Origin of the sequence: Amycolatopsis sp. NPDC005961, from assembly GCF_040629235.1 — a bacterium.
Lineage (GTDB): Bacteria > Actinomycetota > Actinomycetes > Mycobacteriales > Pseudonocardiaceae > Amycolatopsis > Amycolatopsis camponoti.
In genome coordinates this window covers 32,913-53,344 of record NZ_JBEXVF010000011.1, presented here as the reverse complement: position 1 = coordinate 53,344, position 20,432 = coordinate 32,913, and the positions used below count along the sequence as shown (strand labels likewise).

The 20,432-nt window shown below is 68.5% G+C and carries 13 protein-coding genes; all 13 read left to right on the top strand.

The features are described from left to right. Nucleotides 1–32 precede the first annotated feature (32 nt). A complete protein-coding gene (locus tag ABZ342_RS12595) occupies nt 33–785 on the top strand; it encodes an ABC transporter permease (RefSeq protein ID WP_086675527.1) in 753 nt (250 codons plus the stop codon). 4 nt (nt 786–789) lie between these two features. Continuing rightward, nucleotides 790–1,626 (top strand): ABC transporter permease, encoded by an 837-nt coding sequence (locus ABZ342_RS12590; RefSeq protein WP_003060266.1) that lies wholly within the window; start codon nt 790–792, stop codon nt 1,624–1,626. Beyond that, a complete protein-coding gene (locus ABZ342_RS12585; RefSeq protein ID WP_360472001.1) occupies nt 1,623–2,948 on the top strand; it encodes an MCE family protein in 1,326 nt (441 codons plus the stop codon). Before ABZ342_RS12590 ends, ABZ342_RS12585 begins: the two co-directional genes overlap by 4 nt. Beyond that, nucleotides 2,945–3,973 carry an MCE family protein gene (locus tag ABZ342_RS12580; protein WP_360471998.1) on the top strand — a complete coding sequence of 343 codons (1,029 nt, stop codon included), beginning with the start codon at nt 2,945–2,947 and terminating at the stop codon, nt 3,971–3,973. Before ABZ342_RS12585 ends, ABZ342_RS12580 begins: the two co-directional genes overlap by 4 nt. After that, nucleotides 3,970–4,956 (top strand): MCE family protein, encoded by a 987-nt coding sequence (locus tag ABZ342_RS12575; protein ID WP_155548853.1) that lies wholly within the window; start codon nt 3,970–3,972, stop codon nt 4,954–4,956. The genes ABZ342_RS12580 and ABZ342_RS12575 overlap by 4 nt, the downstream gene beginning before the upstream one ends. Beyond that, a complete protein-coding gene (locus ABZ342_RS12570) occupies nt 4,953–6,137 on the top strand; it encodes an MCE family protein (protein WP_360471995.1) in 1,185 nt (394 codons plus the stop codon). Before ABZ342_RS12575 ends, ABZ342_RS12570 begins: the two co-directional genes overlap by 4 nt. Continuing rightward, complete coding sequence (locus ABZ342_RS12565) at nt 6,134–7,312, top strand: MCE family protein (RefSeq protein ID WP_155548855.1); 1,179 nt, start codon at nt 6,134–6,136, stop codon at nt 7,310–7,312. The genes ABZ342_RS12570 and ABZ342_RS12565 overlap by 4 nt, the downstream gene beginning before the upstream one ends. Further along, nucleotides 7,312–8,577, top strand: a complete 1,266-nt coding sequence (locus ABZ342_RS12560; RefSeq protein ID WP_155548856.1) for an MlaD family protein — start codon at nt 7,312–7,314, stop codon at nt 8,575–8,577. The genes ABZ342_RS12565 and ABZ342_RS12560 overlap by 1 nt, the downstream gene beginning before the upstream one ends. Before the next feature lie 36 nt (nt 8,578–8,613). Next, the gene (locus ABZ342_RS12555; RefSeq protein WP_360471992.1) at nt 8,614–9,201 is read left to right on the top strand and encodes a hypothetical protein; all 588 of its coding nucleotides are present in this window, start codon (nt 8,614–8,616) and stop codon (nt 9,199–9,201) included. Between the two features lie 19 nt (nt 9,202–9,220). Next, nucleotides 9,221–10,270: a hypothetical protein gene (locus tag ABZ342_RS12550; RefSeq protein ID WP_360471989.1), complete on the top strand. Its 1,050-nt coding sequence runs from the start codon at nt 9,221–9,223 to the stop codon at nt 10,268–10,270. A gap of 1,000 nt (nt 10,271–11,270) precedes the next feature. Next, the gene (locus tag ABZ342_RS12545; RefSeq protein ID WP_155548858.1) at nt 11,271–14,774 is read left to right on the top strand and encodes a DNA-directed RNA polymerase subunit beta; all 3,504 of its coding nucleotides are present in this window, start codon (nt 11,271–11,273) and stop codon (nt 14,772–14,774) included. A gap of 94 nt (nt 14,775–14,868) precedes the next feature. Then, nucleotides 14,869–18,780 carry a DNA-directed RNA polymerase subunit beta' gene (locus ABZ342_RS12540; RefSeq protein WP_155548859.1) on the top strand — a complete coding sequence of 1,304 codons (3,912 nt, stop codon included), beginning with the start codon at nt 14,869–14,871 and terminating at the stop codon, nt 18,778–18,780. A 182-nt stretch (nt 18,781–18,962) separates the two neighbouring features. Continuing rightward, nucleotides 18,963–20,408, top strand: coding sequence for a SpaA isopeptide-forming pilin-related protein (locus ABZ342_RS12535; protein ID WP_360471986.1), 1,446 nt, complete (start codon nt 18,963–18,965; stop codon nt 20,406–20,408). The last annotated feature ends 24 nt before the right edge of the window (nt 20,409–20,432 follow it).

Here is a 20,432-nt window from a genome sequence, read left to right as displayed (position 1 = left end):
CCGCAACACAGGCGAAGATCCCCGGGATCGGCATGCTCCGCGAGACCGGGAACCTGTTCGCTCTCGGCCTGGACATCATCCGCGGCCTGTTCCAGCGCCCGTTCCAGCTGCGGGAGTTCATCCAGCAGTCGTGGTTCATCGCGAGCGTGACCATCCTGCCGACGGCCCTCGTGGCGATCCCGTTCGGCGCGGTCATCTCGCTGCAGTTCGGTTCGCTCGCCCGCCAGCTGGGCGCGCAGTCCTACACCGGCGCGGGCTCCGTGCTCGCCACCGTGCAGCAGGCCAGTCCACTGGTCACCGCGCTGCTGGTGGCGGGCGCGGGCGGCTCGGCCGTCTGCGCCGACATCGGAGCGCGCACCATCCGCGAGGAGATCGCCGCGATGGAGGTGCTCGGCGTCTCCGCGGTGCAGCGGCTGATCGTGCCGCGCACCCTCGCGATGATGCTGGTCGCGCTGCTGCTCAACGGCATGGTCAGCGTCATCGGCGTGCTGGGCGGCTACTTCTTCAACGTCGTGCTGCAGGGCGGGACGCCGGGTGCGTACCTGGCGAGCTTCTCCGCCCTCGCGCAGCTGCCCGACCTCTGGGTCGGCGAGCTCAAGGCGCTGATCTTCGGGTTCATCGCCGCCGTCGTCGCGTCCTACCGGGGTCTCAACCCCTCCGGCGGCCCGAAGGGCGTCGGGGACGCGGTGAACCAGTCGGTGGTCATCACGTTCCTCATGCTGTTCGTCGTGAACTTCGTGATCACCCTGATCTACCTGCAGATCGTGCCCGGAAAGCTGGACTAGCGCCATGACGTTCCTCCAGGGCGCCAAGCGCGTCGCCAACCGTCCTCTTCAGACACTGGACACCTTGGGTGACCAGATGTCGTTCTACGGCCGGGCGTTGCTGTGGACGCCGCGGACGCTGCGCCGCTACACGAAGGAAGTCCTCCGGCTGCTGGCCGAGGTGAGCTTCGGGTCCGGCTCGCTCGCGGTCATCGGCGGCACGGTCGGCGTGATGGTCGGCCTGACGCTGTTCACCGGTGTCCTCGTCGGCCTCCAGGGCTACTCGGCGCTGAACTCGATCGGGACGTCGGCCTTCACCGGCTTCCTGACGGCGTTCTTCAACACCCGCGAGATCGCGCCGCTGGTCGCCGGCCTCGCCCTGAGCGCCACGGTCGGCGCCGGGTTCACCGCGCAGCTGGGCGCGATGCGGATCTCCGAGGAGATCGACGCGCTGGAAGTCATGGGCGTGCCGAGCCTGCCGTACCTGGTGACGACGCGGATCATCGCCGGGTTCGTCGCGGTCATCCCGCTCTACATCATCGGCCTGCTGAGCTCGTACCTCGCGTCGAGACTGGTCGTGATCTACATCTACAACCAGTCGGCCGGCACCTACGACCACTACTTCGACCTGTTCTTGCCACCGCAGGACGTGCTCTATTCGTTCATCAAGGTGCTGCTGTTCAGCGTCTTGATCATCCTGTCGCACTGCTACTTCGGGTACCGGGCGACCGGCGGCCCGGCCGGCGTCGGCGTCGCGGTCGGCAAGGCCGTGCGCCTCTCCATCGTCACGGTGTCGATCATGAACTTCTTCATCGGTTTCGCCATCTGGGGAACCGACGTCACGGTAAGGATCGCGGGATGAGGACGCTCCGACGCAGGCTGCTGGGCCTGGCGCTCATCGCCGTGATGGTCGGCGGGGTGGCCCTGTCCATCGCGATGTACGACAAGGCCTTCACGCCCGTCGTCACGGTCAAGCTGCAGGCCGACAAGATCGGCAACCAGCTGATCAAGCAGTCCGACGTCAAGGTGCGCGGGCTGATCGTCGGCTCGGTGCAGGACATCGTCGCGACCGACCACGGCGCGGAGCTGACCCTCGCGCTCAGCCCGGAGTCGGCGAAGCTGATCCCGGCGAACGTCTCGGCGCGGTTCCTGCCGAAGACGCTCTTCGGCGAGCGGTTCGTCTCGCTGGAGATCCCGAAGGACCCGTCGGCGAAGACGATCGCCAGCGGCGACGTCATCCCGCAGGACCGCACGTCCAGCGCGATCGAGCTGGACCAGGCGTTCGAGCACCTGATGCCGGTGCTGCAGGCGGTGCAGCCGCAGAAGCTGTCGGCGACGCTCACCGCGATCTCGACCGCCCTGCAGGGCCGCGGCGACCAGCTCGGCGACACGCTGACGCAGCTGGGCACCTACATCGGCGAGCTGAACCCGCACGAGCCGGAGCTGCAGCACAACCTCAAGGCGCTCGCGGAGTTCTCCGACCACCTCAAGGACGCCGCGCCCGACCTGGTGCAGAGCCTCGACAACCTGAGCACGACGACCCGCACCGTGGTCGACGAGCAGCAGAACCTGTCGAACCTCTACGGCAGCCTGACCCAGGCTTCGGTGGACCTGCAGACGTTCCTGCAGAACAACAAGGACAACATCATCTCCCTCGCCAGCACGGCCCGGCCCACCGCCGAACTGCTGGCGAAGTACGCGCCGGAGTACCCCTGCGTGATCTCCCAGATGGCCGACAACGTGCCGCTGATCGACCAGGCCCTCGGCAAGGGCACCGACAAGCCCGGCCTGCACGCGACGATCGAGATCATCGTGCCGCGCGCGCCGTACCAAGCGGGCAAGGAGGAGCCGCGGTTCGAGGACAAGCGCGGCCCGCGGTGCTACGACATGAAGGACATCCCCAAGCCGTTCCCGTCCGAGCCGCCGGACGGCGCGTTCCAGGACGGCACCAAGCACCAGGCCGCGCCGAAGACCGTCGGTGAGGGCCTCAACCCGGCCAAGTTCAAGCAGGACGCGGCCGGTGGCAACGGTAGCGGTGGCGACCTGGCGTACTCGCCCGCCGAGCAGGGTTTCCTGGCCGACCTCCTCGGCCCGCAGCTGGGCATGAACGCGGCCGACGTCCCGGGCTGGAGCTCGCTGCTCGTCGGACCGCTCTACCGCGGGGCGGAGGTGACGGTGAAGTGAGGGGCCTGCTCGCACCGCTGATCAAGCTCGGCGTCTTCGTGGTCGTCACCGTGCTGTTCACGACGATCCTCGGCATCAGCATCGCCAACATCAACACCACCAGCACCAAGGCCTACAAGGCGCGCTTCACCGACGCGACGCTGCTGCTGCCCAACGACGACGTCCGCATCGCCGGCGTCCGCGTCGGGCAGGTCAAGGACGTCAAGATCGTCGACAAGCGCCAGGCCGAGGTCGAGTTCGAGGTCGACGCCGGGCGCACGCTGCCGGCCGGGGTGACCGCGCAGATCAAGTTCCGCAACCTGGTCGGCCAGCGCTACGTCTCGCTCGGCGAAGGCGACGACAGCGCCGGGAAGACCCTGCAGCCCGGCGGGACCATCCCGCTGGACCACACCACGCCGGCGCTGGACCTGACCGAGCTGTTCAACGGCTTCAAGCCGCTGTTCACCGCGCTCAACCCGGACGACGTCAACAAGCTGTCCTACGAGGTCATCCAGGTCCTGCAGGGCGAGGGCGGCACCGTCGAGAGCCTGCTGTCGCACACGGCGTCGCTGGCCACCACGATCGCCGACAAGGACCAGGTGATCGGCCAGGTCATCGACAACCTCAACTCGGTGCTCGACACGGTCAACGCGCACACCCCGCAGCTCAACGACCTGATCGTCAAGCTGCAGCAGCTGGTGTCCGGGCTGGCCGCGGACCGCAAGCCGATCGGCGACGCGATCGAGAGCCTCGGCACCCTGGCCGAGACGACGTCCGGCCTGCTGGGTGACGTCCGGGAGCCGCTGAAGAACGACATCAGCGCCCTCGGGAACCTCACGGACCAGCTGAACAAGAACGAGCCGGAGCTGGAGCACTTCATCCAGTTCCTGCCGACCAAGGTGAGCACGCTGACCCGCACCGCGGACTACGGCTCCTGGTTCAACTTCTACGCCTGCGAGTTCTCCGGGAGCGTCAGCTTGCCCCCCTTGATCCCCGAAGTGCCGATCCCGCTGGTGCCTCTCAACCGCGAGAGGTGCAAGGGATGAAGTCCTTCCAGAAGCGCAACCCCGTCCCGATCGCGCTGGTCGGCATCGCCGTGCTGGCCCTCGGTTTCATCGCCGCGCTCAACTCCGACGACCTGCCGGTGATCGGCGGCGGCACGACCTACACCGCCGAGTTCAGCGAGGCTTCCGGGCTGCAGAAGGACAACGACGTCCGGGTCGCCGGCGTCAAGGTCGGCAAGGTCAGCGACATCCAGCTCGACGGCGCGTCGGTCAAGGTGTCGTTCAAGGTCAAGGACGCCTGGCTGGGCGACCGGACCAGCGCCGCGATCAAGATCAAGACGCTGCTGGGCCAGAAGTACCTCTCCCTGGACCCGCAGGGCGAGGGCTCGCTGAGCCCGGACAAGGCGATCCCGCGCGACCGGACGATGGCCCCCTACGACGTGCTCGACGCGTTCCGCGGGCTGTCGCAGACCGTCGACAACATCGACACCAAGCAGCTGGCGCAGAGCTTCGACACCATCTCGCAGACCTTCGCCAACACACCGGAAGACGTGAAGGGCGCGCTGTCCGGGCTGTCGAAGCTGTCGGACACGATCGCCTCGCGCGACACGCAGCTGTCGAACCTGCTGGCCAACACCCGCGAGGTGTCGCAGACCCTGGTCGACCGCGACGCCGAGGTGCAGAAGCTGCTCGACGACGGCAACCAGCTGCTCGCCGAGCTCTCGAAGCGCGAAGACGCGATCACGTCGCTGCTGAACGGCTCCCGCGAGCTGGCGACGCAGCTGCAGGGCCTGATCGACGACAACGGCAAGCAGCTCGACCCGGTGCTCACGTCGCTGGACCAGCTGACTTCGATGCTGCAGCGCAACCAGGACTCGCTCGCCCAGGGCATCGCGAAGTTCGCGCCGTTCATCCGCGTCTTCACGAACACCATCGGCAACGGCCGCTGGTTCGACAACTACATCTGCGGCCTGGTGCTGCCGTCGTTCGGCCCGATCAACGAAGAGGGGTGCTACACGAAATGAGTGACACCCGCTTCGGAATGGCCCTGACCCGGGGCTTCACCATCGCGATCGTCCTCGCGCTCGTCGTCGCCGGCGGCATCTGGTGGACCCTCAAGGACGCCGGCCGCAACCACCTGACCGCGTACTTCGCCGGCGCCGTCGGCCTGTACGAGGGCAACAGCGTGCGGATGCTCGGCGTCGACATGGGCACGGTCACCAAGATCCAGCCCATGGGCAACCAGGTGAAGGTCGAGTTCGAGTACGACCGCTCGGTCGCCGTCCCGGCCGACGCCAAGGCGCTCATCGTGGCGCCGTCGCTGGTGTCGGACCGCTACGTCCAGCTCGCCCCGGCCTACACCGGCGGCCCGCGGATCTCCGACGGCGCGGTCATCGGCCTCGACCGCACCGAGGTGCCCCTGGAGGTCGACCAGCTGGCGTCCAGCCTGGCCCGGGTCAGCGAGACCCTCGGCCCGAACGGCGCCAACAAGAATGGCTCGCTGTCGAACCTGCTGACCACCGCGGCGGCCAACGTCGACGGCAACGGCCAGGCCCTGCACGACACGATCACCAAGCTCGGCCAGGCCGCCGGGACCCTGTCGGGCAACAAGGACGACCTGTTCTCCACCGTCGAGAACCTCGGCAAGTTCTCGCAGACGCTGGCCGACAGCGACAAGTCGGTCCGCAGCTTCGAGAGCCAGCTCGCCGACGTCAGCGGCTACCTGGCGTCGGAAAAGGACAACCTCGCCGCGACCGTCCAGCAGCTGGGGACGACGCTCACCGCGGTGCAGGCGTTCGTCGACCAGAACCACGACCGGCTCAAGTCGAACGTGGACAAGCTGGCCGGCATCACGAAGGTCCTCGTCGACCAGCGCAGCTCGCTCGCCGAGATCCTCGACGTCGCGCCGGTCGGCCTGAGCAACCTGGTCAACACCTACAACGGCGCGGCGGGCACGCTCGACGCCCGGCCGAACCTCAACGAGCTGACCCAGCCGCCGCTGGTGATGATCTGCCGGCTGCTCAAGCAGGTCGGCAGCAAGGGCATCCCGGACGTGCTCGGCAACGCCTGCGAGGGCATCGCCGGCCTGGTCGACAAGGTGATCCCGCTGCCGTCCGTGGCGCAGACCGTGCAGGCCCTGCAGGCCGGCCAGCTGCCGCCGCTCCCTCTGCCCATCGCCGGGCAGCTCTACGGAGGTGGCCAGTGAAGAAGCTCCTGAGCATCGGGGCGCTCACCACCGTGTCGGTGCTGACGCTCTCCGGTTGCGCGTTCAACGGCATCTACGACCTGCCGCTGCCCGGCGGCGCCGACCTCGGCGACCACCCGTACACGGTGAACGTCGAGTTCCGCGACGTGCTCGACCTGACCCCGCAGGCCGGGGTGAAGGTCGACGAGGTGCCGGTCGGCCGCGTCGAGAACGTCGGGCTCACCAAGGACGGCTGGCACGCGCTGGTGACGCTGAAGGTCAACGGCGGCATCAAGCTGCCGGCCAACGCGATCGCCAACGTCAAGCAGTCCAGCCTGCTCGGCGAGAAGTACGTCGAGCTGGCCTCGCCCGGTGACGACCAGGCCCAGGGCAAGCTCGCCGACAACGCGACCATCCCGCTGGCCAGGACGAACCGCAGCGTCGAGGTCGAAGAGCTGCTCGGCGCGCTGTCGCTGCTGCTCAACGGCGGTGGCGTCGACCAGCTCAACACCATCACCAAGGAGCTCAACAACGCCACGTCCGGCCGCGAGCCGGACATCAAGGCGCTGCTGGACAACGCGAACCAGCTGGTCACGAACCTCGACCAGCAGTCGCGGAACATCACTCGCGCCATCGACGGGCTCAACCGGCTCTCCTCGACCCTGAACGGCCAGAAGGACAAGCTGGTCGGCGCGGTCGACAACCTCGGGCCCGGCCTCGGCGTGCTGGAGCAGCAGCGGGGCCAGCTGGTCACGATGCTGCAGGCGCTGGACAACCTCTCCGGCGTCGCCACCGACACGGTGAACCGGTCGCAGAAGGACCTCGTCGCCGACCTGAAGGCGCTGACCCCGACGCTGCAGAAGCTCGGCGAGGCGGGCAACGACCTGCCGAAGGCCCTGCAGATCCTGCTGACGTTCCCGTTCAGCGACCAGGCCGTCAACGGCGTCAAGGGCGACTACTTCAACCTGTACGCGAAGGTGGACCTGAACCTGAAGACCGTCGTCGAGAACCTGGGTAGCAGCCGCCAGAACGCACTGGCCGGGCAGATCCCGCTGCCGGGCCTCACCGGTGGCGTCGAAGGCACGCCCGCCAACCAGCCGCCTCCGCTGCCGATCCCGGGCTCCGGGCAGCAGTCGGGGACATCACAGCCCGGGCTCGGCAACCTCTTCGGGCTCCTTCCGGGAGGTGCGGGCTGATGCTGGTACGCCGGACGAAGATCCAGTTGGTCGCCTTCGCGATCATTTCGATCGTCGCGATCGTCTACGCGCTGATCCGGTTCGCCGGGCTCGGCACCGTCTTCGGCAACAGCGGCTACACGGTGAAGCTGCAGCTCAACGAGTCGGGCGGCATCTTCACCAACGCCGAAGTCACCTACCGCGGCTACAACATCGGCCGGGTCGGGGAGATGCGGCTGACCCCGACCGGGCTCGAAGCCGACCTGAACATCGACCCGTCGGCGCCGCAGGTGCCGTCGGACCTCGACGCGGTGGTCGCCAACCGGTCGGCCGTCGGCGAGCAGTACGTCGACCTGAAGCCGAAGGCCGACAAGGGCCCGTACCTGGCGGCCGGCTCGGTCATCCCGGCGTCGAAGACGACCACCCCGGTCAGCACCGAGCGGCTGATCGGCGACCTCGACACGCTCGCCGCGTCGGTCCCGGTCGACTCGCTGCGCACGGTCGTCGACGAGTCCTACGACGCCTTCCGCGGCACCGGCGGCGACCTGCAGAAGCTGCTCGACACCGCGCGCAGCTTCACCACGACCGCGCAGGAGTACCTGCCGCAGACGATCCAGCTGCTCGACCAGGGCGGCAAGGTGCTGGACACGCAGAACGACGAGGCGGCGAACTTCGCGTCGTTCAGCAAGAGCCTCAACGAGCTCACCGGCACCCTGAAGAACTCCGACGGCGACCTGCGCAAGCTCATCGGCATCACGCCGCAGGTGGCGACGCAGATCAGCCAGGTGCTCCGTGAGTCCGGCCCGGGCCTCGGCGCGTTGACGGCGAACCTGCTGACCACGGCCAACCTGACCGTGACGCGGCTCGACGGCATCGAGCAGGGCCTGGTCACCTACCCGGCGCTGGCCGGCGCGGCGAGCAGCGTGGCGCCCGGCGACGGCACCGCCCACCTCGGCCTGGTGCTCAACCTCTTCAACCCGCCGGCGTGCACCAAGGGGTACCTGCCGTACTCGCAGTACCGCACCGGAGCCGACACTTCGCCGAAGGCGGCGAAGGAGGACGCGTACTGTGCCGAACCGAAGGGCAGCCCGATCAACGTGCGGGGTGCGCAGAACGCGCCGTACGGCGGGGTGCCGGTCGCGCCGTCCTCGAGCGACGTCAACGCGAACGCCAACCGGCCGGCGGAGGAGCTGGCCGAGGAGCGGGACACCCGGGGTGTGCCGGGCATCGTCGGGAGCCCCGGCGTGAGCCTGACCAGCCTGGGTTCGCTGCTCGGCCTGGCCTGACGTGGATTTGATGACCGTTACCTACCCTGGAGTGCTATGAGTTCGGACGAGCCGGCCGACGTGGCGGTGAAGGAGCCCGAAGCGGCGCCTGCGGCCGACGGGACGCCGAAGGATTCTTCGCGGATCCTGGTGCTCGGCGCCGCGGCGCTGGCACTGGCCGCGCTGATCGCGGCGGCGATCTTCGGTGTCCAGTGGTGGGTGGCGGAGAACGACGACAACGCCGGCCTGGCGGCCTCGCGTGAGGCGGTGGTCAAAGCGGGCACGAACGCGCTGAAGGCCTACACCGAGGTCGACTACCAGGACCTGGACGGCTTCTTCGCCCGGCAGAAGTCCGTGTCGGACGACAAGATGTCGCAGCAGATCGACCAGTCGGCGCCGACGTTCCGCAAGGCGCTCGCCGACGCCAAGACGAAGGTCACCACGGACGTCCAGGACATCGCCGTCGAGGAGCTGGACGACCACGAAGGCAAGGCCAGCTTCCTGGCCGCCATCGCCACGACCGTCACCCAGGGGGACAAGAGCAGCGCGAAGCCGCTGCGCCTCGAGGTGTCGATGACCCGGGTGGGCGACGACTGGAAGCTGTCCGGCATCGACAGCGTCCCGCTCGTCGCGGCCGGCCAGTAGTCACGCAGAAGGAGCAGCAGTGCCCCCCTCCCGCCGCCAGCCCAGCACCCCGCCGTCGCGCCGGCCCCGCGTGGCCGGGCTGCGCAAGCCTGCCTCGGACGAGTCCGCCGCCGAGCGGACCGGCCAGCTCCCCGAGGTGCCGCCCGCGCCGGCCGAGCCCAAGAGGCCGCGGCCCCGGCCCGTGCCGCGCCCGGCGCCCAAGCCGGCCGCGAAGCCCGAGTCGTTCGAAGCCGCGAGCGGGCAGTTGGACACGGCGCCGTCCGCCGCCGAGGACACGGCGGTGTTCGCGGCGGTCGAGACCGACGACGAGCCCGAGGTCGACGCGCTCACCGGCGAACCGGACGTCGAAGAGGCTCCTTCGCGGCCGGCGCCGCGGCGGAAGAAGCGCGACACGGGGATCGCGAAGCCGTCGGACGTCTCCGAAGCCGAGGCGGCTGCTTCGGTTGCTTCGGTGGACGAGAAGCCGGTGAAGGCCGCGGGCCCGAAGGCGCAGAAGCCGTACTTGATCGCCGGCGCCCTGGTGCTCGTCGCGCTGCTCCTGGGCGGCCTGGCGTACTGGTTCAAGTCCGAAGAGGTCAAGGTCTCCGACGCGACCAGCAACACGGCGCTGCTGGACGTCGCGAAGACGGCCCAGGTCAAGGACGCCGTGTCGAAGGCGGCCGAGTCGCTGTTCTCGTACGACTTCAACAACATCAAGAAGACCGAGGACGCGGCGAACGACCTGCTCGCCAACGACGAGGTCCGGAACAAGTACAACTCGCTGATGGGCGAGGTCAAGCGGCTCGCGCCGGCGCAGAAGATGATCGTGACCTGCAAGGTGACGCGCGCGGCGGTGATCATGCTCAACGACGACCTGGCGAAGGTGATGGTCTTCGTCGACCAGACGTCGACCCGCACGGACACGAAGAAGACGACCGCGGGCACCGCCCAGCTCCACCTGAACGCCCAGCTCCAGGGCGACAAGTGGAAGATCACGGACATGGACACGTACAACGCGCCCAAGGTCCCGGCGGCCACCCAGCCACCGGCGTCCTCCGCGCCGCCCGCGTCCCCCTCGCCGACGAAGTAGCGCTCCGCCGGCCGCGGCCCGCCACCCCGAGCAGGGGTCGCGGGCCGCGGCTGTGTCCGGGGCTCAGCGGCCCCCTGCGCCGCGCGGGGCCCGAGTCGTCACGCGGGACGCGGGTTCGGCCCGGCCGCGGCGCCGGGCGGCGCTCGGTGCGGTGCGGCGAGCACCCTCGCGGGCCTGGTCGGTCGCGGGAGCCGCCGCGGGATGCTGTCCCGACGGTCGCCGGGGACCGTCGGGGGACTGGGCCCGGTACCGATCGGGCCGCGGCTGTGTCCGGGGCTTAGCGGCCCCTGCGCCGCACGGGCCCGAACCGTCACGCGGGACGCGGGTTCGGCCCGGCCGCGGCGGGGGCTCAGCGGCCCCCTGCGCCGCTCGCGGCCCGAACCGTCACGCGGACACCCGAGGCGGCTTCCCCGGCCCTCTCCGAGCCGCCACCCGGCCGGGACGCGTGCGACGCCTGAGGCGCCTGAGACGCGCCCCCGGCGGTTACCGAAACCCGCCGCGACACGCCGCCGGCGGCGGAACCGGTGCCGTCCGAAGTGGCCTGGAACACAGGTCGCACGGCCGGAGAAATGCGGAAACCCCCAGGTCCGACCCCTACTACTGGCGCTACCGGCCGGTAACTGGAACACTATGCGGCCGCTCACGCTCCGCTGAACCTCTTCCACGCTGCGCCAACCGGCGGGACCCCCGTGTGGCATCTTGACTCTCGGGCCCGGTGGGTTCACGCTTACTCCCGAACGGCGAAACCGGCGGCCCTTGCGGGAGGGACAACCGGCTCGCCTGGAGGCATACCTGAAGACGTCGCGAGGCAGGCTGGGCCCCATCGGGAGCGCCCCCTGGACAGACCGCGCCGTTCGGGCTAGACTGCCTCTTTGCGCTGCCCTCTTTCAGGCTGCCCGGAGCCGGTAGTTAGGATAGTGGGCACACGGCACCCTTGACAGTCGCTGATAGCTGTTGCTATGGCGGCCGTCACCGCTCATTGTCCCCGGAAGGACGCATCTTGGCAGTCTCTCCCGCGAACCAGGCCACTGCTGCGACCACCTCGGCTGAATCTCGCTCGGAGTCCACGGGAATCCCCGGCGCGCCCAAGCGGGTTTCCTTCGCAAAGATTCGCGAACCGCTCAACACGCCCAACCTGCTCGACGTCCAGATCCAGTCGTTCCAGTGGTTCACCGGGGACGAAGCGTGGTTCGAACGCCGTGTCGAAGAAGGTGAAGAAAACCCGGTCGGCGGCCTCGAAGAGGTCCTGAACGAGATCTCCCCGATCGAGGACTTCTCCGGGTCGATGTCCCTGTCCTTCTCCGCCCCGCGCTTCGACGAGGTCAAGGCCTCGATCGAGGAGTGCAAGGACAAGGACATGACGTACGCCGCGCCGCTGTTCGTCACGGCCGAGTTCGTCAACAACAACACCGGCGAGATCAAGAGCCAGACGGTCTTCCTGGGTGACTTCCCGGTCATGACCGACAAGGGCACGTTCATCATCAACGGCACCGAGCGTGTCGTCGTGTCCCAGCTGGTCCGCTCGCCGGGCGTCTACTACTCGAAGGACGTCGACAAGACGACCGACAAGGACGTCTTCAGCGTCCGCGTGATCCCGAGCCGCGGCGCGTGGCTCGAGTTCGACGTCGACAAGCGCGACACCGTCGGCGTCCGCATCGACCGCAAGCGCCGCCAGCCGGTCACCGTCCTGCTGAAGGCGCTGGGCTGGACCACCGAGGCGATCCGCGAGCGTTTCTCCTTCTCGGAGACGCTGCTGGCGACCCTCGAGAAGGACCACACCGCCGGCACCGACGAGGCCCTGCTCGACATCTACCGCAAGCTGCGCCCGGGCGAACCGCCCACGAAGGAGAGCGCGCAGACCCTGCTGGAGAACCTGTTCTTCAAGGCGAAGCGCTACGACCTGGCCAAGGTCGGCCGGTACAAGGTCAACAAGAAGCTGGGCCTCGACACCCCGTACGACACCGGGACGCTGACCGAAGAGGACATCGTCACCACCATCGAGTACCTGGTCCGGCTGCACGCCGGCGAGGACAAGGTGACCGGCGCGAACGGTACCGAGATCCCGGTCGAGACCGACGACATCGACCACTTCGGCAACCGTCGCCTGCGCACCGTGGGCGAGCTGATCCAGAACCAGATCCGGGTCGGCCTGTCGCGCACCGAGCGCGTCGTGCGTGAGCGCATGACCACGCAGGACGTCGAGGCGATCACCCCGCAGACCCTGATCAACATCCGCCCGATCGGCGCGGCGATCAAGGAGTTCTTCGGCACCTCGCAGCTGTCGCAGTTCATGGACCAGAACAACCCGCTGTCGGGCCTGACGCACAAGCGTCGTCTGTCGGCCCTCGGCCCGGGTGGTCTGTCCCGTGAGCGCGCCGGCATGGAGGTCCGGGACGTCCACCCGTCGCACTACGGCCGGATGTGCCCGATCGAGACGCCGGAAGGCCCGAACATCGGCCTGATCGGCTCGCTCTGCTCCTACGCGCGGGTCAACCCGTTCGGCTTCATCGAGACGCCGTACCGCAAGGTCGTCGAGGGCCGGGTCACCGACCAGGTCGACTACCTGACCGCGGACGAAGAGGACCGGTACGTCAAGGCCCAGGCCAACGCGCCGATCTCGGACGACGGCACCTTCGTGGAAGACCGGGTCATGGCCCGCCGCAAGGGTGGCGAGGTCGAGCTGATCGACCCGCTCGACATCGACTACATGGACGTCTCGCCGCGGCAGATGGTCTCGGTCGCGACGGCGATGATCCCGTTCCTCGAGCACGACGACGCGAACCGCGCCCTGATGGGTGCGAACATGCAGCGCCAGGCCGTGCCGCTGCTGCGCAACCAGGCCCCGTACGTGGGCACGGGTGTGGAGCTGCGCGCCGCGGTCGACGCCGGTGACGTGCTCGTCGCCGAGCAGTCCGGTGTCGTCGAGGAGCTCTCGGCCGACCTGATCACGATCATGCACGACGACGGCACGCGGAAGAGCTACGGACTGTACAAGTTCCGTCGCTCCAACCACGGCACCTGCTTCAACCACCGCCCGATCGTCAACGAGGGCGACCGGGTCGAGCAGGGTCAGGTCATCGCCGACGGCCCGTCCACCGAAAACGGTGAGATGGCGCTCGGCAAGAACCTGCTCGTCGCGGTCATGCCGTGGGAGGGCCACAACTACGAGGACGCGATCATCCTCTCGGAGCGCCTGGTGCAGGACGACGTCTTGACGTCGATCCACATCGAGGAGCACGAGATCGACGCCCGCGACACGAAGCTGGGCGCCGAGGAGATCACCCGGGACATCCCGAACGTCTCCGAAGAGGTCCTGGCCGACCTCGACGAGCGGGGCATCATCCGCATCGGTGCCGAGGTCCGCGACGGCGACATCCTCGTCGGCAAGGTCACGCCGAAGGGCGAGACCGAGCTGACGCCGGAAGAGCGCCTGCTCCGCGCGATCTTCGGTGAGAAGGCCCGCGAAGTCCGCGACACCTCGCTGAAGGTGCCGCACGGCGAGACCGGCAAGGTCATCGGCATCCGCGTGTTCTCGCGCGAGGACGACGACGAGCTGCCCCCGGGCGTCAACGAGCTGGTCCGCGTCTACGTGGCCCAGAAGCGCAAGATCCAGCCGGGCGACAAGCTCGCCGGCCGGCACGGCAACAAGGGTGTCATCGGCAAGATCCTGCCGGTCGAGGACATGCCGTTCATGGAGGACGGCACCCCGGTCGACATCATCCTGAACACGCACGGTGTGCCGCGACGGATGAACATCGGCCAGATCCTCGAGCTGCACCTGGGCTGGCTGGCCTCACAGGGCTGGACGATCGAAGGCGAACCGGACTGGGCGAAGAACCTCTCCCAGGAGCTCTACGACGTCGCGCCGAACACGAACACCGCGACCCCGGTGTTCGACGGCGCGAAGGAAGAGGAGCTCACCGGGCTGCTCGGGGCGACCAAGCCGAACCGCGACGGCGAGCGCATGGTCAAGGAGAACGGCAAGGCGACCCTGCTGGACGGCCGCTCCGGCGAGCCGTACCCGTACCCGGTCGCGGTCGGCTACATGTACATCCTGAAGCTGCACCACCTGGTCGACGACAAGATCCACGCCCGCTCCACCGGTCCGTACTCGATGATCACGCAGCAGCCGCTGGGTGGTAAGGCGCAGTTCGGTGGCCAGCGCTTCGGTGAGATGGAGTGCTGGGCGATGCAGGCGTACGGCGCTGCCTACACGCTGCAGGAGCTGCTGACGATCAAGTCGGACGACGTGGTCGGCCGCGTCAAGGTGTACGAGGCCATCGTCAAGGGGGAGAACATCCCCGAGCCGGGCATCCCTGAGTCGTTCAAGGTGCTCCTCAAGGAGCTCCAGTCGCTGTGCCTCAACGTCGAGGTGCTCTCCAGCGACGGCGCGGCGATCGAGATGCGCGACTCCGACGACGAGGACCTCGAGCGCGCCGCGGCCAACCTCGGCATCAACCTGTCCCGCAACGAGTCGCCCTCGGTGGACGACGTCGTGCACTGATCGCGAGCTGAGCGTCGGGGGCCGGCCTCCCGCAGGCCCCCGACGCTCGCCCGCCACCCCTCTCTAGCCGAAACAACCCCAAGGGGATCTAGACGTGCTGGACGTCAACTTCTTCGATGAGCTCCGCATTGGTCTCGCCACGGCCGACGACATCCGTCAGTGGTCGTACGGCGAGGTCAAGAAGCCGGAGACCATCAACTACCGGACGCTCAAGCCCGAGAAGGACGGCCTCTTCTGCGAGAAGATCTTCGGTCCGACCCGGGACTGGGAGTGCTACTGCGGCAAGTACAAGCGTGTCCGCTTCAAGGGCATCATCTGTGAGCGCTGCGGCGTCGAGGTGACCCGCGCCAAGGTGCGCCGTGAGCGGATGGGCCACATCGAGCTGGCCGCGCCGGTCACCCACATCTGGTACTTCAAGGGTGTTCCTTCCCGCCTGGGCTACCTGCTGGACCTGGCGCCGAAGGACCTCGAGAAGATCATCTACTTCGCTGCTTACGTCATCACGGGCGTGAACACGGAGCTGCGTCACAACGACCTGCCGACCCTCGAGAACGAGATCGGCGTCGAGCGCAAGAACCTCGAGACCAAGCGTGACGCGGACATCGAGGCCCGCGCGCAGAAGCTGGAAGCCGACCTGGCCGAGCTGGAGGCGGAGGGCGCCAAGTCCGACGTCCGCCGCAAGGTCAAGGAAGGCGGCGAGCGTGAGATGCGTCAGCTGCGTGACCGCGCCGGTCGCGAGCTGGACCGCCTCGAGGAGGTCTGGACGACCTTCACGAAGCTCGACACCCGTCAGCTGATCGCCGACGAGCTGCTCTACCGCGAGCTCGTCGACCGCTACGGCGAGTACTTCACCGGCGGCATGGGCGCGGAGGCCATCCAGAAGCTGGCCGCCGAGTTCGACGTCGCCGCGGAAGCCGACAACCTGCGCGACACCATCCGCAACGGCAAGGGGCAGAAGAAGCTCCGCGCGCTGAAGCGGCTCAAGGTCGTCGCCGCGTTCCAGGCGACCGGCAACGACCCGCGCGGCATGGTGCTCGACGCCGTCCCGGTCATCCCGCCGGACCTGCGCCCGATGGTGCAGCTCGACGGTGGCCGGTTCGCGACGTCGGACCTGAACGACCTGTACCGCCGCGTGATCAACCGCAACAACCGTCTCAAGCGGCTGATCGACCTCGGCGCGCCCGAGATCATCGTCAACAACGAGAAGCGGATGCTGCAGGAGGCCGTCGACGCGCTGTTCGACAACGGCCGCCGCGGGCGTCCGGTCACCGGCCCGGGCAACCGGCCGCTGAAGTCGCTGTCCGACCTCCTCAAGGGCAAGCAGGGCCGGTTCCGCCAGAACCTGCTCGGCAAGCGCGTCGACTACTCGGGCCGTTCGGTCATCATCGTCGGGCCGCAGCTGAAGCTGCACCAGTGCGGTCTGCCGAAGGACATGGCGCTCGAGCTGTTCAAGCCGTTCGTCATGAAGCGGCTGGTCGACCTGAACCACGCGCAGAACATCAAGTCCGCCAAGCGGATGGTGGAGCGCTCGCGGCCGCAGGTGTGGGACGTGCTGGAAGAGGTCATCACCGGTCACCCGGTGATGCTGAACCGCGCGCCGACGCTGCACCGCCTCGGCATCCAGGCCTTCGAGCCGCAGCTGGTCGAGGGCAAGGCCATCCAGCTGCACCCGCTGGTCTGCGAGGCGTTCAACGCGGACTTCGACGGTGACCAGATGGCGGTGCACCTGCCGCTGTCGGCCGAGGCGCAGGCCGAGGCCCGGATCCTGATGCTGTCGGCGAACAACATCCTGTCGCCGGCGTCGGGCCGTCCGCTCGCCATGCCGCGACTGGACATGGTGACGGGCCTGTTCCACCTGACCCGCCTGAGCGAGGACGCCGAGGGCGCGGGCAACGCGTACTCGTCGACGGCCGAAGCCATCATGGCCTTCGACCGCAAGGCGCTGAGCCTGCACGCGCCGGTCAAGATCCGCATCACCGACCGTCAGCCGGCGAAGGCCGACGAAGCGGCGCTCGCGGAGAAGGGCTGGGAGCCGGGCAAGATGTGGCTGGCCGAGACGACTCTCGGCCGGGTGCTCTTCAACGAGCTGCTGCCGGCGGACTACCCGTTCATCAACGAGCCGATGCCGAAGAAGCGTCAGGCCGCGATCGTGAACGACCTCGCCGAGCGGTACTCGATGACGCAGGTCGCGCAGACCCTGGACCGCCTGAAGGACGCCGGTTTCTACTGGGCGACCCGCTCGGGCGTCACCGTCGCCATCTCGGACGTGCTCACCCCGGTGGGCAAGGCCGCCATCCTCGACGAGTACGAGGGCAAGGCCTCCCAGGTGGAGAAGCGCTACCAGCGTGGTCAGCTGTCGCACACCGAGCGCAACAACGAGCTCGTCAAGGTGTGGACGCAGGCCACCGAAGAGGTCCACAAGATCATGGAGACGGCGCTGCCGGACGACAACCCGATCGCCATGATCGTGAAGTCGGGCGCGGCGGGCAACATGACGCAGGTCCGGTCGCTGGCCGGCATGCGTGGCCTGGTGTCGAACCCGAAGGGTGAGTACATCCCGCGTCCGATCAAGGCCAACTTCCGTGAGGGCCTGTCGGTGGCGGAGTACTTCATCGCGACGCACGGTGCCCGGAAGGGCCTGGCGGACACGGCGCTGCGGACCGCCGACTCGGGTTACCTGACCCGTCGTCTGGTGGACGTCTCGCAGGACGTCATCGTCCGCGAGGTCGACTGCGGCACCACCCGCGGCATCATGATGCCGATCGGCGAGGACATCGGCGACGGCAAGGTCCTGCGCGACCAGCACGTCGAGACCTCCGTGTACGCGCGGAACCTCGCGACGGACGCGGTGGACGCCAAGGGCAACGTCGTGCTGAACGCGGGCGACGACATCGGCGACCCGGCCCTCGACAAGCTGCTCTCCAGCGGCATCTCGAAGGTCAAGGTCCGCTCGGTGCTGACCTGCGAGTCGGCCGTCGGCATCTGCGCGACCTGCTACGGCCGCTCGATGGCGACCGGTCAGCTCGTCGACGTCGGCGAGGCCGTGGGTATCGTCGCGGCCCAGTCGATCGGTGAGCCCGGTACGCAGCTGACGATGCGTACGTTCCACCAGGGTGGTGTCGCCGGTGACGACATCACGACCGGTCTGCCCCGTGTGCAGGAGCTCTTCGAGGCTCGTGTCCCGAAGGGCAAGGCGCCGATCGCCGACGTCGATGGCCGCGTGCGCATCGAGGAGAGCGAGCGGTTCTGGAAGATCACGCTGATCCCGGACGACGGCGGCGAAGAGATCGTCTTCGACAAGCTGTCCAAGCGTCAGCGGCTCGCGAACACCCCGAACGGCCCGCTGGGCGACGGTGACCACGTCAACGTCGGGCAGCAGCTGCTCGAGGGCACCCCGGACCCGCACGAGGTCCTGCGCGTGATGGGCCCGCGTGAGGCGCAGATGCACCTCACCGACGAGGTCCAGAAGGTGTACCGGGCCCAGGGTGTGTCGATCCACGACAAGCACATCGAGGTCATCGTCCGGCAGATGCTGCGCCGGGTGACGGTCATCGACTCGGGTGGCACGGACTTCCTGCCGGGCGAGCTGCCCGAGCGGACCAAGTTCGAGGCACGCAACCGCTCGACGGTGTCCGAAGGCGGCGAGCCGGCTTCGGGTCGTCCGGTGCTGATGGGGATCACGAAGGCGTCGCTCACCACGGACTCGTGGCTGTCGGCGGCGTCGTTCCAGGAGACCACGCGCGTCCTGACCGACGCGGCCATCAACGGCCGCTCGGACCGGCTCGTGGGCCTCAAGGAGAACGTGATCATCGGTAAGCTGATCCCGGCCGGTACGGGCATCAACAAGTACCGCAACATCCAGGTGCAGCCGACCGAAGAGGCCCGGGTCGCGGCGTACGCGATCCCGTCCTACGACGACGGCTACTACACCCCGGACGTGTTCGGTACGGGTACCGGTGCCGCGGTGCCGCTGGACGACTACGACTTCGGCCGCGACTTCCGCTGACGAAGCCGGATCCACGAGAAAGGCCCCTGCCGGGTTTCCGGCGGGGGCCTTTCCCGTGTGTCCGGAACCGGCCAATCGGCCGGAAAGCCTGGTCCTTTTTCGCGCACTCTGCCTACAGTGAGCAGGTTCTGCGCCGTTCGGGGGCTTTGGCGCATTCACACGGGTAGCAGGGGGAGACTGCGTTGACCACTTCATTTGTCATGCGTTCAGCCGGGCGAAGAGCGGCGGTCTTGCTCGCCGTCCTCGTCACGGCGATGGCGGCGTTGACCGGCGTGTTCGCCGCTCCGGCGGGAGCGGCCTCGGGCCGGATCGGCGTTTCGGTCACCTTCGACAAGCCGTCCTACGGGACCGGCGACGAAATCCACGCCACGGTCAAGCTGACGAACAACAACTCCGGCCGGGCGACCGGGCTCACGGTGTTCCAGTACTTCGACCCGATCGACCTGTACGTCCCCTACGGCGGCTGGGGTGCGCTCCAGAACCGGCCGGGGCTGACGATCGAGGCCGGTGGGTCGTTCGAGCTGACGGTGTCCGGCCACGTCCGGGACCCCGAGCAGACCACGGCGGCCCTGCGCGGCACCGTGTCCGACGACACCGGGTTCGGGGTCGGTTCGTTCGACTCGCAGGCGCCGGTCACGAAGGTGCCCGGTCGCGCGACGGGGATCTTCTACGCGGACCGGAACGGCGACGGTGTCCTCGACGGCGGCGAACCGCTCGCCGGCGCCACGCTCACCCTGCGGTACTTCACCGGCTCCAGGAACTACACGGCCACGAGCGACGCCGAAGGGAAGTTCGCCTTCGACCTCCCGGCGGGGGACTACACCCTGGGCGGTGACGTGGTCGACGGCTGGCTCGTCCGGTGGCAGACCGTCCGGATCACCCCGGACACCCCGGACCTGCTCGTCCGTGGCGCGCCGCCGTTGAACGGCGCCTTGACCGCGTCGCTGGCGTTCACCCAGGACAGCTACCAGCCGGGTGACCTGGCGCACCTCACCGTGACGCTGGCCAACTCGGGCTCGACCCCGCTGACCGGCATCGTGGCCGCGTGCAACCGCATCGGTGACGGCTACCTGCTGGACGGCAACGGCCCCGGCTGGGGTGATCTCGTGTGGAACCGCGGCGTGACGATCGCCGCCGGGGAGACCCGGACGTTCGACGTGTCCGAGACGATGCCGCAGGCTTCCTTCGACCGCGGCAAGGTCGTGGCCGCCTGCGACTTCGGGTACAGCGAAGTCGACATCGAGAACCACGCGAACGCGCGCGCCCAGGCCTCGGTGCCGGGTGGACAGGCCGTCGTCGAAGGCACGATCGGTCACGTCGACGACAACGGCGAGGTGACCGAGGGGCTCGCCGGCACCGAGGTCGTGCTGGTGTCCGACCAGCACTGCCCGGTCGCGGGCCGGCAGACCACGGACGGCACCGGCCACTTCCTCTTCGAGGGCGTGGCGCCCGGGCCCGAATACCGGCTGTACTTCCTGACTCCGGCGGGCTGGAAGACGAAGTACGAGAACCCGACCGGGGTCGAGGTCCACGGTCCGCCGGCGAACCACTACGCGTACCGGATCGCCGCCGAAGAGGGCGACGCTCCGGCGCCGGAGGTGCCCGTCAACCCCGCGGACTGCGGTTGACGACCTGAAAACGCCCCCGGTCCA

What these genes read in the sequence shown, in the direction of transcription:
- ABZ342_RS12595 (WP_086675527.1), top strand. Translation starts at nt 33, where the DNA reads ATGCTCCGCGAGACCGGGAACCTGTTCGCTCTCGGCCTGGACATCATC.
- ABZ342_RS12560 (WP_155548856.1), top strand. Translation starts at nt 7,312, where the DNA reads ATGCTGGTACGCCGGACGAAGATCCAGTTGGTCGCCTTCGCGATCATT.
- ABZ342_RS12570 (WP_360471995.1), top strand. Translation starts at nt 4,953, where the DNA reads ATGAGTGACACCCGCTTCGGAATGGCCCTGACCCGGGGCTTCACCATC.
- ABZ342_RS12590 (WP_003060266.1), top strand. Translation starts at nt 790, where the DNA reads ATGACGTTCCTCCAGGGCGCCAAGCGCGTCGCCAACCGTCCTCTTCAG.
- ABZ342_RS12575 (WP_155548853.1), top strand. Translation starts at nt 3,970, where the DNA reads ATGAAGTCCTTCCAGAAGCGCAACCCCGTCCCGATCGCGCTGGTCGGC.
- ABZ342_RS12585 (WP_360472001.1), top strand. Translation starts at nt 1,623, where the DNA reads ATGAGGACGCTCCGACGCAGGCTGCTGGGCCTGGCGCTCATCGCCGTG.
- ABZ342_RS12555 (WP_360471992.1), top strand. Translation starts at nt 8,614, where the DNA reads ATGAGTTCGGACGAGCCGGCCGACGTGGCGGTGAAGGAGCCCGAAGCG.